General features: G+C 60.9%; 16 protein-coding genes. 4 read left to right on the top strand and 12 right to left on the bottom strand.

The window, feature by feature from the left end; translation table 11 throughout:
• Positions 1-113: 113 nt before the first annotated feature.
• The gene (nhaA, locus tag LCH64_RS27900) at positions 114-1301 is read right to left on the bottom strand and encodes a Na+/H+ antiporter NhaA (RefSeq protein ID WP_226501934.1); all 1188 of its coding nucleotides are present in this window, start codon (positions 1299-1301) and stop codon (positions 114-116) included.
• A 169-nt stretch (positions 1302-1470) separates the two neighbouring features.
• Here nhaA and LCH64_RS27895 point away from each other — a divergent pair, with 169 nt between their 5' ends.
• A complete protein-coding gene (locus LCH64_RS27895) occupies positions 1471-2568 on the top strand; it encodes a PLP-dependent cysteine synthase family protein (RefSeq protein ID WP_177434737.1) in 1098 nt (365 codons plus the stop codon).
• Positions 2569-2707: 139 nt separating this feature from the next.
• Here the strand turns inward: LCH64_RS27895 and LCH64_RS27890 are convergent, their stop codons facing one another.
• The 3 genes from LCH64_RS27890 to LCH64_RS27880 form a co-directional block, all read right to left on the bottom strand.
• Positions 2708-4321, bottom strand: a complete 1614-nt coding sequence (locus LCH64_RS27890; RefSeq protein WP_135295099.1) for an NAD(P)/FAD-dependent oxidoreductase — start codon at positions 4319-4321, stop codon at positions 2708-2710.
• Between the two features lie 97 nt (positions 4322-4418).
• Complete coding sequence (locus LCH64_RS27885) at positions 4419-5072, bottom strand: hypothetical protein (RefSeq protein WP_103485731.1); 654 nt, start codon at positions 5070-5072, stop codon at positions 4419-4421.
• A 59-nt stretch (positions 5073-5131) separates the two neighbouring features.
• Positions 5132-5731: a short chain dehydrogenase gene (locus LCH64_RS27880; protein ID WP_003222362.1), complete on the bottom strand. Its 600-nt coding sequence runs from the start codon at positions 5729-5731 to the stop codon at positions 5132-5134.
• A 103-nt stretch (positions 5732-5834) separates the two neighbouring features.
• Between LCH64_RS27880 and LCH64_RS27875 the strand changes: the two genes are divergently transcribed.
• Positions 5835-6749, top strand: coding sequence for a LysR family transcriptional regulator (locus tag LCH64_RS27875; protein WP_103520434.1), 915 nt, complete (start codon positions 5835-5837; stop codon positions 6747-6749).
• 110 nt (positions 6750-6859) lie between these two features.
• Here LCH64_RS27875 and LCH64_RS27870 read toward each other — a convergent pair whose 3' ends face one another.
• From LCH64_RS27870 to LCH64_RS27855, 4 genes are read right to left on the bottom strand one after another with little or no spacing between them, the layout of a single operon-like run.
• Positions 6860-7336 (bottom strand): DoxX family protein, encoded by a 477-nt coding sequence (locus LCH64_RS27870; RefSeq protein WP_226501933.1) that lies wholly within the window; start codon positions 7334-7336, stop codon positions 6860-6862.
• The gene (locus tag LCH64_RS27865; RefSeq protein ID WP_226501932.1) at positions 7333-8091 is read right to left on the bottom strand and encodes a DNA-binding domain-containing protein; all 759 of its coding nucleotides are present in this window, start codon (positions 8089-8091) and stop codon (positions 7333-7335) included. Before LCH64_RS27865 ends, LCH64_RS27870 begins: the two co-directional genes overlap by 4 nt.
• The gene (locus tag LCH64_RS27860; RefSeq protein ID WP_226501931.1) at positions 8088-8975 is read right to left on the bottom strand and encodes a DUF692 domain-containing protein; all 888 of its coding nucleotides are present in this window, start codon (positions 8973-8975) and stop codon (positions 8088-8090) included. The genes LCH64_RS27865 and LCH64_RS27860 overlap by 4 nt, the downstream gene beginning before the upstream one ends.
• Before the next feature lie 25 nt (positions 8976-9000).
• Entirely contained in the window at positions 9001-9309 is a 309-nt protein-coding gene (locus tag LCH64_RS27855; RefSeq protein ID WP_103485735.1) for a DUF2282 domain-containing protein, read from the bottom strand.
• Between the two features lie 304 nt (positions 9310-9613).
• On the opposite strand from LCH64_RS27855, the gene LCH64_RS27850 reads away from it, so the two are divergent.
• Complete coding sequence (locus LCH64_RS27850) at positions 9614-10987, top strand: DUF2599 domain-containing protein (protein ID WP_226501930.1); 1374 nt, start codon at positions 9614-9616, stop codon at positions 10985-10987.
• Between the two features lie 30 nt (positions 10988-11017).
• Complete coding sequence (locus LCH64_RS27845) at positions 11018-12256, top strand: DUF2599 domain-containing protein (protein ID WP_226501929.1); 1239 nt, start codon at positions 11018-11020, stop codon at positions 12254-12256.
• A 183-nt stretch (positions 12257-12439) separates the two neighbouring features.
• On the opposite strand, the gene LCH64_RS27840 is transcribed toward LCH64_RS27845, so the two are convergent.
• Genes LCH64_RS27840 through livH form a run of 4 tightly spaced genes read right to left on the bottom strand, consistent with a single transcriptional unit; the run spans position 12440 to position 16082 of the window.
• A complete protein-coding gene (locus LCH64_RS27840; RefSeq protein ID WP_003222380.1) occupies positions 12440-13141 on the bottom strand; it encodes an ABC transporter ATP-binding protein in 702 nt (233 codons plus the stop codon).
• The gene (gene livG, locus LCH64_RS27835; protein WP_003222381.1) at positions 13142-13909 is read right to left on the bottom strand and encodes a high-affinity branched-chain amino acid ABC transporter ATP-binding protein LivG; all 768 of its coding nucleotides are present in this window, start codon (positions 13907-13909) and stop codon (positions 13142-13144) included.
• Positions 13906-15162, bottom strand: coding sequence for a high-affinity branched-chain amino acid ABC transporter permease LivM (locus LCH64_RS27830; protein ID WP_003222382.1), 1257 nt, complete (start codon positions 15160-15162; stop codon positions 13906-13908). The genes livG and LCH64_RS27830 overlap by 4 nt, the downstream gene beginning before the upstream one ends.
• Positions 15159-16082, bottom strand: a complete 924-nt coding sequence (gene livH / locus LCH64_RS27825; protein ID WP_003222384.1) for a high-affinity branched-chain amino acid ABC transporter permease LivH — start codon at positions 16080-16082, stop codon at positions 15159-15161. The genes LCH64_RS27830 and livH overlap by 4 nt, the downstream gene beginning before the upstream one ends.
• Between the last annotated feature and the right edge of the window lie 97 nt (positions 16083-16179).

Below are 16179 nucleotides of genomic sequence, written 5' to 3'. Positions count from 1 at the left end.
TGTGGCGAGGGAGCTTGCTCCCGCTGGGCTGCGCAGCAGACCCGGGATATTGGGATCGCTTCGCGCTCCAGCGGGATCAAGCTCCCTCGCCACAACGAGCCTATTCACAGGTCCTATGCAGGTGAATGTGCGTTATGGCGACTCGCCGCCGCCGTCACCGCATACCCGATCAACGCCGCCAGAATCGAACCGGTCAGAATGCCCATCCGGTCCATGCCGGCGTAGTCGCTCACGCCCGGTTCAAAGGCCAGCGAGCCGACAAACAGGCTCATGGTGAAACCGATGCCGCAGAGGATCGCCACGCCCAGCACCTGACCCCAATTGGCACCTTGGGGCAGAGCGGCGATGCCGATTTTCACCGCCAGCCAGGTCAGGCCGAACACACCGACGGTTTTGCCCAGCAGCAAGCCGATGGCGATACCCATGGGGACGTGATGGGTGAAGCTTTCGACGGTCACCCCACTCAGCGACAGCCCGGCGTTGGCGAAGGCGAACAGCGGCAGAATGCCGTAGGCCACCCACGGATGCAGCGCGTGTTCGAGGGTCATCAGTGGCGAGGGTTCGGCATATTTCGTGCGCAGCGGGATGCAGAATGCCAGCGTGACCCCGGCCAGTGTTGCGTGAACCCCGCTCTTGAGCACGCACACCCACAGGATCAGACCGATGATCATGTACGGGCCGAGCTTGACCACGCCGAGCCGGTTCATCGCCACCAGCGCTGCGATGCATGCCGCCGCCAGACCCAGCGACAGGCTCGAGAGTTCGCCGGAATAGAAGACCGCGATGATCACGATGGCGCCGAGGTCGTCGATGATCGCCAGCGTCATCAGAAACAGTTTCAGCGACACCGGCACACGCTTGCCCAGCAGCGCCAGTACGCCGAGGGCGAAGGCGATGTCGGTGGCGGTGGGAATCGCCCAGCCGTTCAGGGCGGGCGGGTTGTCGCGATTAAGAAACCAGTAAATCAATGCCGGTACGACCATGCCGCCGACCGCCGCTGCCCCCGGCAGGACGATCTGCGACGGTTTCGACAGCTGCCCGTCGAGCACTTCGCGCTTCACTTCCAGACCGATCAGCAGGAAGAACAGTGCCATCAGGCCGTCGTTGATCCACAGCAGCAGCGGCTTGGCGATTTTCAGCGCACCGATCTGCGTCACCACCGGGGTGTCGAGAAAACCGGTGTACAGCCATGACAGCGGTGAGTTGTTGATGATCAGGGCGAGGATGGCGGCGGCAATCAGTAGCAAGCCGCTGGCCGCTTCCAGCTGAAAGAAACGGGTAAAGGTTCTGCGCAGCGGCAAGGTCACTCTCCATCTACATGGCAAAAGGTCGGACACGCACTTGCACAGAGCCTAGCAGTTGGCGGATATATTGAGGCTCAGCTGTATCTGTGAGGCCTGTAGGTTTTTTCCTATGCTTGGCGGCTGAGCCTGTGACGAGGCAATTCCTGCCCGATTCAACGAGAGCATGATCATGAGCGACAACCGCCAGTGGGCCCGCGAAGCCATCCGCATTATCGAAGCGGACTTCCAGCGCAGCGCCGACACCCATCTGATCCCCTTGCCGCTACCGGGTTTCCCGGGTATCGAGTTGTATTTCAAGGACGAGTCCAGTCATCCCACCGGCAGCCTCAAGCATCGCCTGGCGCGGTCGTTGTTCCTGTATGCGTTGTGTAACGGCTGGCTCAAGCCCGGCGCGCCGGTGATCGAGGCGTCCAGCGGTTCGACGGCGATTTCCGAGGCGTATTTCGCGCGCATGCTCGGTTTGCCGTTCATTGCGGTAATGCCGGCGACCACCTCGAAAGAGAAGATCGCGCAGATCGCTTTCTACGGTGGCCAGAGCCATCTGGTAAAGGATCCGACGCAGATTTACGCCGAATCCGAACGTCTGGCCCGCGAGCATGGCGGCCACTTCATCGACCAGTTCACCTATGCCGAGCGGGCTACCGACTGGCGGGCGAACAACAACATCGCCGAGTCGATCTTCCAGCAGATGCGTTTCGAGCAACACCCCGAACCGAGCTGGCTGATTTCCAGCCCCGGCACCGGCGGCACCACCGCGACCCTTGGCCGCTACGTGCGTTACCGCCAGCATTGCACCCGGGTGTTGTGCGCCGACGCCGAGCGTTCGGTGTTTTTCGATTACTACCAGACTGGCGACGCCAGTCTGCGCCTGGATTGCGGTTCGCGAATTGAAGGCATTGGCCGGCCACGGGTCGAGGCGTCGTTCCTGCCCAAGGTGATCGATGCGATGGTCAAGGTGCCGGACGCCTTGTCGCTGGCGGCCATGCATTATCTGGCGCAACGTCTGGGACGGCATGTCGGCGGGTCGAGCGGCACCAACCTGATCGGCGCGCTGATGGCGGCGCAACAGATGAAAGCGGCGGGGGAGTCGGGGTCGATCGTGGCGATACTGTGTGATGGTGGCGAGCGGTATGCCGACACCTATTACGATCAGGCCTGGCTGAAGGCGCAGGGCTATGAGCTGGAGGGGTTGATGGCGGCGGTGGCGGCGAGTGCCGAGAAAGGTGAGGCGCTGCCGACTTCAGTGCTGCGCGCCAATATCTAAAGCCAAACGCGGAAACCAATGTGGGAGCGGGCTTGCTCGCGAATGCGTCGGGTCAGTCAACATCTTCGTCGACTGACACACTGCATTCGCGAGCAAGCCCGCTCCCACAGGAGGTTGCTGTTACTGCAAAACAGAGGTATCAGGCTTCCAGACCGAGAATGTCCCGCGCCACCGCTTCCGCGATGCGAATCCCATCGACACCCGCCGACAGAATCCCGCCCGCATAACCCGCGCCTTCACCCGCCGGGAACAGACCTTTGACGTTCATGCTCTGCAGCGACTCGTTACGCGTGATGCGCAGCGGCGACGAGGTGCGAGTTTCGATGCCGGTCAACACCGCATCGTGCAGCGAGTAACCGCGAATCTGCTTCTCGAACGCCGGCAACGCTTCACGAATCGCTTCGATGGCAAAGTCCGGCAGCGCCAGGGCCAGGTCGCCCAGGGCCACGCCCGGTTTGTACGACGGCTCGACTTCGCCCAGTTCGGTCGACGGGGTGCCATTGATGAAGTCGCCGACCAGTTGCGCCGGGGCCTTGTAGTCGCTGCCGCCGAGGATGAACGCGTGGGATTCCAGACGTTCCTGCAACTCGATACCGGCCAACGGGCCGCCCGGGTAATCGACTTCCGGGGTGATGCCGACGACGATCCCGGAGTTGGCGTTGCGCTCGTTACGCGAGTACTGGCTCATGCCGTTGGTGACCACGCGATTCGGCTCGGACGTCGCCGCCACTACGGTGCCGCCCGGGCACATGCAGAAGCTGTAGACCGAACGGCCGTTCTTGGCGTGGTGCACCAGTTTGTAGTCGGCAGCACCGAGTTTCGGGTGGCCGGCGTACTTGCCCAGCCGCGCACGGTCGATCAGCGACTGCGGGTGTTCGATGCGGAAACCCACCGAGAACGGCTTGGCTTCCATGAACACGCCACGGCTGTGGAGCATGCGGAAGGTGTCACGGGCACTGTGACCGAGGGCCAGAACCACGTGTTTCGAATGCAGGGTTTCGCCGCTCGCCAACTCGACGCCGACCAGTTGGCCGTCTTCGATCAGCACATCGGTGACGCGCTCCTGGAAGCGCACTTCGCCACCCAGGGCGCGGATCTCTTCACGCATGGTCTCGACCATGCCGGTCAGACGGAACGTACCGATGTGCGGTTTGCTGACGTAGAGGATTTCTTCCGGCGCGCCGGCCTTGACGAACTCGTGCAGGACTTTACGGCCAAGGAACTTCGGATCCTTGATCTGGCTGTACAGCTTGCCGTCAGAGAACGTACCCGCGCCGCCTTCGCCGAACTGCACGTTGGACTCGGGGTTGAGCACGCTTTTACGCCACAGGCCCCAGGTGTCCTTGGTGCGCTGACGGACTTCGGTGCCACGTTCGAGGATGATCGGCTTGAAGCCCATCTGGGCCAGCAACAGGCCGGCGAAGATCCCGCACGGGCCGAAACCGACCACGATCGGCCGCTGGCTCAGGTCGCTCGGCGCCTGACCGACGAATTTGTAGCTGACATCCGGCGCCACGTTGACGTTACGGTCGTCGGCGAACTTGCCCAGCACCTTGGCCTCGTCGCGCACGTTGAGGTCGATGGTGTAGATGAAACACAGTTCGGAAGACTTTTTGCGCGCGTCGTAGCTGCGCTTGAACAAGGTGAAATCGAGCAAGTCATCGCTGGCGATGCCCAGGCGCTGCACGATGGCGGCACGCAGGTCTTCTTCGGGATGGTCGATTGGCAGCTTGAGTTCGGTGATTCGTAACATGGCGAGGATCCGGATTCGCGGGGCGCACAACTGCGCCAGGGCGTTTGAAGGCCGCGATTATAAGCCGCAAAGGCCGGATCCGGTGAGGCTAAAACGCTCAGTCGTTACGCGATCCGCCGAAATACCCGCAACCACGCTCGACCTTGCCGTCGATGCGCAGTTCGGCGCTCATGTGCTGCACGCTGCCGGTGCTGCTGTCGACACAGCGCTGCGGCGCGACCCACAACTCGATGCGCTGGTTGTTGGCTTCGCTGCTGAGGTTGAAGCGACCGTCGCCCAGTTGCTCTTCAACATAAGGCACGGCCAGTGCCGGCTGGCCTTCACGATCGATGACCATGCCCTTGCCGCTGACTTTGACGTTCCACTCGGGACCGTGGCCGGCGGCACGCAGGATCAACAGTTTGAAATTCGGGTCATCGCACGCGGTGCCGGAGCGCTCGACGCGATACAACTGGCCAAGGTCGAGGCGGTCGCCGGCGATCTTCCCGCGCACATCGGCAAACAGCTTGCCCTGCTGATCGGCGAGGGTCGCGGCCTCTTGCAGCACGCTGGTGCCGCCGATGTCGTTGACCACGTACTGACGCTGTTCGCCACAGGGCTGGAACACCAGTTTGCCGTCGGCCGCCGTCAGTTGCCCCTGCATCCGGGACTGCCCGACGTGGGAAGCACTTTCACGCGGGCCATCGAGCAATTGGCAGGCGGCGAACAACGGCAGCAGGGCAACAACGATCAACGAACGGGCAACACGCATCTTCGGCTCTCCAGACAAGTGCCGCCACGTTACGCAGGCTGACCGTTGATCACAAGGGTTTAGCCCACGTGAAAGGTCTGACCGGTTTGCAGGCCTTCGACACTTTTGGCGTAGGCCAATGCCACATCGGCTGCCGGAACCGGCTTGTAGCCACGGAAGTACGGGGCGTAGCTGCCCATGGCTTCCAGCAGTACGGTCGGGCTGATCGAGTTGACGCGCAAGCCACGCGGCAATTCGATGGCGGCGGCTTTGACGAAACTGTCTAGGGCGCCGTTGACCAGTGCTGCCGAGGCGCCGGAGCGGATCGGGTCGTGGCTGAGCACGCCGGTGGTGAAGGTGAACGAGGCGCCGTCGTTGGCATATTCGCGGCCGATCAGCAGCAGGTTGACCTGGCCCATCAGCTTGTCTTTCAGGCCCAGGGCGAAGCTGTCGGCGTTCATCTCGCCCAGTGGGGCGAAGGTCACGTTGCCGGCGGCGCAGACCAGCGCGTCGAACTTGCCGGTTTGCTCGAACAGCTTGCGAATCGACGCGCTGTCGCTGATGTCTACCTGGAAATCGCCGCTGTTGCGACCGATACGGATGACTTCGTGACGCTGGCTCAGCTCTTTATCCACGGCCGAACCGATGGTGCCGGCGGCACCGATCAACAGAATCTTCATGGGCTGTTCCTCAATGGGTTGAATGAGGTTTCAGTCTAGAGTGGTTTTTTCTGCGGATAAGCGCACTAATAGGCAACCTTTGGTTTTCAAATGGAAACAATCCATGAGCGAGATGGATGATCTGGCGGCGTTTGCAGTGTTGATCGAGGCCGGCAGTTTTACCTTGGCGGCGCAGCAACTGGGTTGCAGCAAGGGCCAGTTGTCCAAACGCATCAGTCAGCTGGAAGCACAGTTTTCGGTGGTGCTGCTGCAACGCACGACGCGCCGTCTGAGCCTGACTGCCGCCGGCGCCGCTTTGCTGCCGCAGGCGCAAGCGCTGGTCGTTCAGGTGGAGCGCGCGCGTCAGGCATTGGCGCGCTTGAAGGACGACATGGCCGGGCCGGTGCGGATGACGGTACCGGTGTCGCTGGGGGAAACGTTTTTCGATGGCCTGCTGCTGGAGTTCTCGCAGAAATACCCCGAGGTGCAGATCGAGCTGGAGCTGAACAACAGTTATCGCGACCTGTCCCGGGATGGCTTTGATCTGGCTATCCGCAGCGAAGTGGCCAATGACGAACGGCTGGTGGCCAGGCCACTGCTGGCGTGGCAGGAAATGACCTGTGCCAGCCCGGCGTATCTTGAGCAGTTCGGCGAACCTCTGAGCCCGCAGGAGCTGGTCGAGCACCGTTGCCTGCTCAACAGTCACTACAGTGGTCGCGAAGAATGGCTGTATCACCAACAGCACGAATTGCTGCGGGTGCGGGTGTCGGGGCCGTTCGCCAGCAACCATTACAACCTGCTGAAGAAAGCCGCACTGGCCGGCGCTGGTATCGCCCGTTTGCCATCGTATCTGCTGCAAACGGAATTGGCTGACGGTCGGTTGCGCTGGCTGCTGCGCGACTTTCAGACGCGCCGGATGCCGATGTATCTGGTGCATCCCTATCAGGGCGGTTTGCCCAAACGCACGCAAGTGCTGGCGGATTATCTGATTGGCTGGTTCAAGCGCAGCGGCGAGGCGCTGGATCGCCTTCAGCACTAACTCCAATTCCTCTGTGGGAGCGAGCCTGCTCGCGAATGCGTAAGCAAATTCAACAGAAATGTTGGCTGGATTACCGCTATCGCGAGCAGGCTCACTCCTACAGTTTGTGGTCAGCTGGCAAAACGTCGTGCGATCAGGTGATCGATCGACAATTTCCCCGGCCCGGTCGTCATCAGGTACAGCAACACCGCCGCCCAGGTGCCGTGGGTCGGGTAGGCATCGGGATAGACGAACACCTCGATCACCAGCGTCATGCCCAGCAGCGCCAGCGCTGAAAATCTCGTGGCGAAGCCGATCAATATCAGCACCGGAAAGAAGTGCTCGGCGAACGCCGACATGTGCGCGGCGATTTCCGGTGACAGCAGCGGCACGTGGTATTCGCTCTGAAACAACGGAATCGTCGAGTCCGTCAAATGTGGCCAGCCGAGTTGCAAGGTGCCGTCGATCAAATCGATGGCCAGCCCCTCGACCTTGGTCTGCCCGGACTTCCAGAACACCGCGGCAATCGAAAACCGCGCGATGAAGGCGATCAGGCTGTGCGGGATTTTTTCCATGAGTCCGATGGCACGAGTGATGAGGTTGTTCATGGCGATACCTTGTTGTTCAGGTCGGTGATGGCGTTGTGGCCGATCAGCAGGGCGAGGGTCTGCGGCAGATCGAAGGGCGGGCTGTCTTGCGCAGCTTGCAGCAGCGGTTGGTGGTTGAGCAGGTGGCGGATAAACACGCTGGCGCCGTGATCGAGGGCGAAGACTTCGACCTCGAGTGCGTTGCGCAGCACCAGTGCGTGTTGGCCTTGATGGACGTCGATGCCCGCCAGCGTCGCGTCTCCTTGATGCGCCGCCCAGATCGAAACCACCGCGTAGGCCGAATCGAGCAGGTGCAGCGAGGGATGCAGGGCGATGGTCAGTTCGGCCACTGTGTGCGGATCGGCCAGTGCAGCGCTGATCTGTTGTGCATTGACCGCCAGCGCATCGGCGGCGTGATAGGCGCGGGTGCGCAGGCGTTCGAGCCGTGCGACGTCGGCCAGATAAGGGACGCCGGCCGCCGGTTCGAAGGCGCCAATGAAATCCGCCAGACCATCGCCGTAACGGCTCATCAACGGACTGCGCGGGGGCTGCTGCTGGATGAAAATGCTGGCCATGCCACGGAAAAATTCCTCGCCGACCAACTGCTGCACCACCGGATAACTGTCGGCCAGCGCGTTGATCAACGAACCTTGCACGTTATTGCGATACACCGAGAATCGGCTGGCGGGATCAGCACCGTTAACGCTGCACAGGCCAGCGGGGCAGGGCCGGCGAGTGTCGAGCAGGGCGGCGCTGAAGTCGGCTTGAGTGCTCATGGCTGACTCCCGGCGCGCAGCAATAACGCTTCGGCCTGCTGCGCCTCGGCCAGCAGCACATTGAACGCCGGAACCTGATTGTCCCGTTCGATCAAGGTTGCCACCGGGCCGATTCGTTCGAGCGCCTGTCGGTACAACGCCCAGACCGCGTCATCAATCGGCGCGCCGTGATCGTCGATCAGCAAACGGTCGCCGAGGCTGTCGGCATCTTCGGCGAACCCGGCCAGATGAATCTCGCCGACCGCGTGCAAAGGCAGCGCGTCGAGGTAGGTCAGTGGATCGCGTTGATGATTGATGCACGAGACGTAGACGTTGTTGACGTCGAGCAGCAGACCACAGCCGCTGCGGCGGATCACCTCGGTAATGAACTCCGGCTCATCGATGGTCGAGCGTTCGAACCCGAGATAGGTCGCTGGATTTTCCAGCAGCATCGGGCGCTTGAGGCTGTTCTGCACCTGGTCGATATGCGCGCAGACGCGGTTCAGGGTCGGCGTGTCATACGCCAGCGGCAGCAGGTCATTGAGGAACACCGGGCCGTGGCTCGACCAGGCCAGGTGTTCGGAAAAGGATTGCGGTTGATAGCGCTCGATCAGCGTTTTCAGGCGTTGCAGGTGTTGAGCATCCAGCGACCCTTCGGCCCCGATGGACAGCCCGACACCGTGCAGCGACAGTGGATACTGCTCGCGGATCAACCCGAGAAAATGATGAAACGGACCGCCGTCGACCATGTAGTTTTCGGCGTGGACTTCAAAGAAACCGATGTCCGGTTGGGTGCCGAGCACTTCAACAAAGTGCCCGGTCTTGAGCCCCAGCCCCGCGCGGGGCGGGAGCCCGCAGAGGGCTGCCCGAGTGCGCGGTGGGACAGTTTCGCGGGTGGTCAACATGAGCGTCACTCGGGCAGGCAATGGTTCAGGACTTGGCTTTGAAGGCTTCCATCTGACCGAAACCGGTCGGCGAGGTCTTGCTCTCGGTGGTGGTGCAGGTGCCTTTTGGCACGAACTTCCACGAGTTGGCCTGGTAGTCCATCTTCGCTGTGCCGGCACATGTGGTGCCTGCGCCCGCGGCGCAATCGTTGTGACCTTTCATGGCCACGCCGAAGCATTTTTCCATGTTGCTGTTATCGGCGGCATTGGCGCTGGAAACGGCAGTCATGCTCAGGGCGGAACCAAGAGCCAGAACCAGGGCAGCGGCGGACAGGGAGCGAGTGGTAGCAGTCATGATGTTTCTCCAGATTTGAGCTTGGGTTTTACAAGCGAAGTGCGCTTGCTTACCCCACTAGAGAACGCTCATGGCGATGCGTTACAGCGCAGTGCAAAGTTTTTTTCGAAAAGATTTTCGAACACGGCAATCCACTGTGGGAGCGGGCTTGCTCGCGAAGGCGGTGTGTCATCAAATATCAATGGCGTCTGACACTACGCCTTCGCGAGCAAGCCCGCTCCCACAGTGATTGTGTTCATTCCCGCCTGTTCTATAGTCATCTCAACGGCCTCTGTCACAGGCCTATTTACCAGGACGGTATCTCATGACGAAGGATCGCTCAGCCCACGCTGTGTTATGGCGCAGGACTTCATCTTTTGCGCTTGCCTGCACGCTGCCCTTGCTGTTCGGCACGGTTTGCGCCCAGACGCAGGTTGATCCGCTGGACACGCTCAAGCGCATCAACAGCAACTACAACACTCTCAAGGACGCTTGCCAGGAACCCGATACCGGTGCTGCGCGCGGGCTGTATTACTGCAGCGGCGTGACCTTGCGCATGGTCAATGACGGGCCGTTCAATCCGTGGGATTACAGCCCCTATGCGATCAAGATCGGCGCGACGTCCTACTCGTGGATCCGCAAGGATCTGAGCACGCGCATTCTGATTCACCCAGCCGGTTTCATCCTGCGCACGCCCACCGATGCCGCGGCATTGAAGCTGCCGGTCAAAGAGCAGGGCTTTACCTGCATCTATGCGTTCGATGGCGGCACCGGGCCGGAGCGCAAGTGGTATGGCTGCGGTTTCTTCGACAGCCGCGAACCGCCGCGCGCGGCGCAAGGCACGATGAACAATCGCAATGCCGCACTGGCTTATGGCACTTGCGCGGAGGCCGGTGTAACCACCGCCGAGCAGTGGACGCAGAAATACACCGGGCTGATGAAGGGGCCGATCCAGTACGGCCAATGTTCGTGGAACGCGGAAAAACCCAGCGACTGGCACGCGATGATCCGCGTGCACGAGTCGCGGCCGAACACCACCAACAAGGATCCTTTTGCCTTCAGTGCCCAGGTCAACGAGTTCATGTTGAAGAACGCTACCGCGACCAACGATGGCAGCGAAAACATGAAGTACATCGATGCCTTCATCTACAACGTCAACAGCACGCAGAACTTCGCCACCCGCGGTGATCAGGCGCCGCCGAAACCGGAGAACGGCCTGAACAGCGCGCGCAATTTCCAGAAAAAACTTCAGGCTCAGGGCTACAGCGTGCCGATTCTGCGCCTGGATTTCACCAAGCCTGCAGAGCAGCGCTTCAGCTATGTCGCCGCCGATCAGGCGATCGACGAAATGGTGGTGGGTGGCGCCCCGGTGCCGCAATACATCGCCTCCGCCGACTGGATCAAACGTTACGACCCCGGCACCCGCAAGGATGAATGGAGCCTGAGTATCGTGCCCACTGCGGCGGGGCGCGCCTTGCCCGGTGAGCAAGTCGGCGCTCTGTACGATCAGTTGTTCGCCCTCAAGGGGCCGGACAGCAACTGGCGCGACAACGAAAAGTCCGCTGGCAGCATGCGTCAGCAACTGCGCTGCGTGCTGGTCAATTACCGCAACAAGACGCCATGGAATCTGGAACCGTTCAGGCCGGCGTTGTCGGACAGCGAGACTCGCGCCGCGGGTTGCAACCCGGTCCCGCGTTGAGTGTGTTGGCTAATCAAGGAGATGCAAGCCATGAAGAAACGTCTGAACAGGATCGCCCCGTTGCTCGTGTTGCCGCTGTTGGTGCATGCGGCATGGGCCAGCGCCGAGTCATGTGACGAGACGCTGAGGAAGGTTGAAAAGCTCTACAACAACACCGTCGACAGTTGCGGGCAGGATCCCGCGTCGGACTGTTCGGGGCTGCTGGTGCGCGGCACGCACCGCGCCGATCCGGCCAAGGGGCAAAAGTGGGACGTGTGGAATCCCAGCCCGAAAGCCGTGGAGCTGGGCACGTTTGCTGCCTCGTTCATGCGCGCCGATGGCATCAGTTATGAAGACCCTGGCATGAGCACGCAGAACGGCTACCTGATTACGCCCCGGGATCTGGTGAAAGACCCCGAGACGCCAGTGCACGTCTACTGCGCGTTTCCCAACGATGCCTGGACCGACTTTCGCAACGACCGTGGCTGTGGCGACAACAAGAATACCGCCCCGACCGAGGCAGTCTGCCAGGCCATGAAGCCACCTATCACGAGTCCGAGTGCCTGGGTGGCGCACTTCACCCAGTACAACAACAATCGCCAGCAGGACCAGTTGCAGTGCGGCTTCAACATGCGCAATCCGATGAGCAGCAAGGAGCGGGTCGACGCCTTTCGAAATTTCATGGGCGCGCGCAAGGTCATCAACAGCCGCGAGTTTCAGACCCAGACCGAGCTGCGCCTGGGCAACCCGAAAACCGATGAACTGCCGATTCTGGCGTTTTTCTACAGCGATCAGCGCGGCTTGAATGATGCCTTGGCCAACCAAAAGGATTACAAGGCCAAGACCGGCAAGGATCGCAACATCATCAAGATCGACTTCCCGAAAACCCCGGTCGCCAAGGCCACATTCTCGTGCATCCAGACCTCTACGCCGACCGCGCCAAAATTCTGCGACAAGTACATCGAGTCCAGCACCTGGGTACAACGTCCCGACCCGAAACTGGGGCCGAAGACCTGGTCGCTCGCGGTAGTACCGACCGCGTGTGGTCGGGCGATCAAGGACGACCAGACCGACCGGATGTTTGCCGAGCTGTACAACAAGCACAAGGACGATCCGCAGTGGCGCGAATACAGCGTCAATGGCGGGTCATTGCGGCGGCAGATGGTTTGCCATCTGGCAGCTACCTACGAGGGCAAGCCTGTGAGGAACAAGCCTGAGTGGAACCTTGAGCCGGCACGGCCTTATGTCGATCAGGCGACGGCGGTGGCACAACACTGCAATCCGTACTGACGGCTTTTGATTGTGTGGGAGCGGGCTTGCTCGCGAATGCGATGGATCAGTCAGCACAAATGTTGAATGTAAAATCGCTTTCGCGAGCAAGCCCGCTCCCACAGGGGATCTGTGTTGGATTCAATCTATCTGCCAGGCACAAAAAAACGGCCCGAAGGCCGTTTTTCTGTTCAGTGAAAAGCCTCAACCGCCGAGGTACGCCTCGCGCACTTTCGGGTCGGTCAACAGGGCTTCACCGGTGCCTTGCATCACCACGCGGCCGTTCTCCAGAACGTACGCACGGTCGGCGATTTTCAGCGCCTGGTTGGCGTTCTGTTCGACCAGGAACACCGTTACACCGTCTTTGCGCAGCTGTTCGATGATGTCGAAGATCTGCTGGATGATGATCGGTGCCAGGCCCAGCGACGGCTCGTCGAGCAGCAGCAGTTTCGGCTTGCTCATCAGCGCGCGGCCGATGGCAAGCATCTGCTGTTCGCCACCGGACATGGTGCCGCCGCGCTGGTTGAAGCGTTCTTTCAGGCGCGGGAACAGGCCGAGGACCTTGTCCATCTGCTCCTGATAGTCGCCCTTGTCGGTGAAGAAACCGCCCATCGACAGGTTCTCTTCGACGGTCAGACGGGCGAACACCCGACGACCTTCCGGCACTACGGCGATGCTCTTGCGCATGATCTGCGACGAGTCCTGGCCGACCAGTTCCTCACCCATGTAGCGGATGCTGCCACTGTGCGCCTGCGGCGAACCGCAAAGCGTCATCAGCAGCGTGGACTTGCCGGCACCGTTGGCGCCGATCAGGGTCACGATCTCGCCCTGACGGACTTCGACGTTGACGCTGTGCAGGGCCTGGATCTTGCCGTAGAAGGTGGAAACGTTTTCGAACTGCAGCATTTACGCTTCCCCCAGGTAGGCTTTGATCACTTCAGGATTGTCGCGGATCTGATCCGGCGTGCCGTCGGCCAGAGGCGTGCCCTGGTTGATCACGACGATGTGGTCGGAAATGCTCATGACCAGTTTCATGTCGTGTTCGATCAACAGCACGGTCACGTTGTGCTCTTCACGCAGCACGCTGATCAGCGCCTTGAGGTCTTCGGTTTCCTTCGGGTTCAGGCCGGCGGCCGGTTCGTCGAGCATGAGGATCCGTGGGCGGGTCATCATGCAGCGGGCGATTTCCAGACGTCGTTGCTGACCATAGGCCAGGGTGCCGGCGGTACGGTTGGCGAACTCTTTCAAGTTGACCTTTTCCAGCCAGTACTCGGCATATTCCATGGCCTCGCGCTCGCTCTTGCGGAACGCCGGGGTCTTGAACAGGCCGGCCAGGAAGTTGGTGTTCAGGTGACGGTGCTGGGCGATCAACAGGTTCTCGACCGCCGTCATGTCCTTGAACAAACGCACGTTCTGGAAGGTGCGAACCACGCCCTTGAGGGCGATCTTGTGCCCCGGCAGGCCCTGGATCGGCTCGCCGTCCAGCAGGATGCTGCCGCCCGATGGCTGGTAGAAACCGGTCAGGCAGTTGAACACGGTGGTCTTGCCCGCGCCGTTCGGCCCGATCAGCGCCACCACTTGTTTTTCCTTGACGGTCAGGGCCACGCCATTGACCGCCAGCAAGCCGCCGAAGCGCATGCTCAGGTTTTCGACTTTAAGAATCTCGCGGCTCATTTTCGCAACTCCATGTGTGGGCGTTGCATCGGCAGCAGACCTTGTGGACGCCAGATCATCATCAACACCATCAGCGCACCGAACATCAACATCCGGTATTCGCTGAACTCACGCATCATTTCCGGCAACAGGATCATCACCACGGCCGCGAGAATCACGCCCAGTTGCGAGCCCATACCGCCTAGCACGACGATGGCGAGGATGATCGCCGACTCGATGAAGGTGAACGATTCCGGCGTCACCAGACCCTGACGGGCAGCGAAGAAGCTACCGGCGAAACCGGCAAAGCTTGCCCCCAGGGTGAACGCCGACAGCTTGATGATCGTCGGATTCAGGCCCAAGGCACGGCAGGCGATTTCATCTTCACGCAGCGCTTCCCACGCACGGCCGATCGGCATGCGCAGCAAACGGTTGATGATGAACAGCGCCGCCAGTGCCAGCACCAGGGCCACCAGGTAGAGGAAGATCACCTTGTTGATCGAGTTGTATTCGAGGCCGAAATATTCGTGGAAGGTTTGCATGCCTTCCGCCGCTTTACGTTCGAAGGTCAGACCGAAGAACGTCGGTTTCTCGATGTTGCTGATGCCGTTCGGACCGCCAGTGATATCGGTCAGGTTACGCAGGAACAGCCGGATGATTTCGCCGAAACCGAGGGTCACGATCGCCAGATAGTCACCGCGCAGACGCAGCACCGGGAAGCCCAGCAGGAAGCCGAACGTCGCCGCCATCAGACCGGCAATCGGCAGACAGATCCAGAAGCTCAGGCCGTAGTAGTGCGACAGCAGCGCGTAGCTGTAGGCGCCGACGGCGTAGAAACCGACGTAACCGAGGTCGAGCAGACCGGCCAGACCGACGACGATGTTCAGACCGAGGCCGAGCATCACGTAGATCAGGATCAGCGTCGCAATGTCCACCGCGCCACGGGAGCCGAAGAACGGCCACACCAGTGCACCGAGGATCAGCGCAATGATGATGTAGCGTTGCGTGGTCGGCAGGGTCAGGAAGTTGCTGGCCTTGGCCGGGATCAACGGCAGGCCCGGCGAGGATTTCCACGCCTTGCTGATCTGCTGGTTGAACAGCACGCGCAGGAACATCAGCACCGAGCACACGGCGATGGTCGCCAGAATGGCCGGGCTGGTGCCATGCACTTCGAGGTTGATGCCGACGATGGTCAATTTCAGACCGAGTACCGGGTAGGCCACGGCCCACACCAGCAAGGCACTGAACAATGCCTGTTTAAGATTCCTAGTCATACTTTCTCAACCTCCGGACGGCCCAGAATGCCGGTCGGACGGAACAACAGCACCAGAACCAACAAGCCGAAAGCCACGACGTCCTTGTACTGGTCGCCGAAGATATCGGCGCCAAAGGCTTCCGCCACCCCGAGCACCAGCCCGCCGAGCATCGCGCCGGGGATGCTGCCGATCCCGCCCAGTACCGCAGCGGTGAAGGCCTTGAGGCCGACGAGGAAACCGGCGTTGGGGTTGATCACGCCGTACTGCATGCTCAGCAGCACGGCAGCGACGGCTGCCAGCGCAGCACCGATGACGAAGGTCAGGGCGATGATGTTGTTGGTGTTGATGCCCAGCAGGTTGGCCATCTTGATGTCTTCGGCACAGGCGCGGCAGGCGCGACCCAGGCGAGAGCGGGAGATGAACAGCGTGAGGCCGAGCATGGCGACCAGGGTCACCACGAACACCACGATTTGCATGTAGGAAATCAGCACTTCATGTGCGCCACCTGGCCCGATGGAGATGTTGCCGGGAATCAGGTTGGGGATGGATTTGTCCTTGGAGTCTTGCGCGAGCAGAACCGTGTTCTGCAGGAAGATCGACATACCGATCGCGGAAATCAGCGGGATCAGACGGTTGCTGCCGCGCAGGGGGCGGTAGGCGATCCGTTCGATGCTGTAACCGTAGGAACTGGTGACGACGATGCTCGCGATGAACGCGGCGGTCATCAACAGCGGGACGTTGTCGATTCCCATCATGGCCAGCCCGGCGATGGCGATGAACGCCACGTAGGAGCCGATCATGTACACCTCGCCGTGGGCGAAGTTGATCATTCCAATGATGCCGTAAACCATCGTATAGCCGATGGCAATCAGGGCATACGTGCTGCCAATGGTCAGGCCATTAACCAGCTGTTGGAAGAAGTGATAGATGTCAGGCATTACAGCGCTCCTAAAAACCTGATACGCATTTCACTGGTGGAGTCATTTTCCCGCCCGGCCCCGTGGATCTTTATCCACTTCGAATCCGGGTTTTGCC

The sequence above is a fragment of the Pseudomonas sp. MWU16-30322 genome, from assembly GCF_020515535.1.
Taxonomy (GTDB): Bacteria; Pseudomonadota; Gammaproteobacteria; order Pseudomonadales; family Pseudomonadaceae; genus Aquipseudomonas; species Aquipseudomonas fluorescens_H.
Note: the sequence above shows the minus strand (reverse complement) of the source record. Positions and strands in the feature narration are given on the sequence as shown.

Coding starts and splice junctions, on each gene's coding strand:
- LCH64_RS27890 (WP_135295099.1), bottom strand. CDS start 4,321: ATGTTACGAATCACCGAACTCAAGCTGCCAATCGACCATCCCGAAGAA.
- LCH64_RS27885 (WP_103485731.1), bottom strand. CDS start 5,072: ATGCGTGTTGCCCGTTCGTTGATCGTTGTTGCCCTGCTGCCGTTGTTC.
- LCH64_RS27880 (WP_003222362.1), bottom strand. CDS start 5,731: ATGAAGATTCTGTTGATCGGTGCCGCCGGCACCATCGGTTCGGCCGTG.
- LCH64_RS27875 (WP_103520434.1), top strand. CDS start 5,835: ATGAGCGAGATGGATGATCTGGCGGCGTTTGCAGTGTTGATCGAGGCC.
- LCH64_RS27870 (WP_226501933.1), bottom strand. CDS start 7,336: ATGAACAACCTCATCACTCGTGCCATCGGACTCATGGAAAAAATCCCG.
- LCH64_RS27865 (WP_226501932.1), bottom strand. CDS start 8,091: ATGAGCACTCAAGCCGACTTCAGCGCCGCCCTGCTCGACACTCGCCGG.
- LCH64_RS27860 (WP_226501931.1), bottom strand. CDS start 8,975: ATGTTGACCACCCGCGAAACTGTCCCACCGCGCACTCGGGCAGCCCTC.
- LCH64_RS27855 (WP_103485735.1), bottom strand. CDS start 9,309: ATGACTGCTACCACTCGCTCCCTGTCCGCCGCTGCCCTGGTTCTGGCT.
- LCH64_RS27850 (WP_226501930.1), top strand. CDS start 9,614: ATGACGAAGGATCGCTCAGCCCACGCTGTGTTATGGCGCAGGACTTCA.
- LCH64_RS27845 (WP_226501929.1), top strand. CDS start 11,018: ATGAAGAAACGTCTGAACAGGATCGCCCCGTTGCTCGTGTTGCCGCTG.
- LCH64_RS27840 (WP_003222380.1), bottom strand. CDS start 13,141: ATGCTGCAGTTCGAAAACGTTTCCACCTTCTACGGCAAGATCCAGGCC.
- livG (WP_003222381.1), bottom strand. CDS start 13,909: ATGAGCCGCGAGATTCTTAAAGTCGAAAACCTGAGCATGCGCTTCGGC.
- LCH64_RS27830 (WP_003222382.1), bottom strand. CDS start 15,162: ATGACTAGGAATCTTAAACAGGCATTGTTCAGTGCCTTGCTGGTGTGG.
- livH (WP_003222384.1), bottom strand. CDS start 16,082: ATGCCTGACATCTATCACTTCTTCCAACAGCTGGTTAATGGCCTGACC.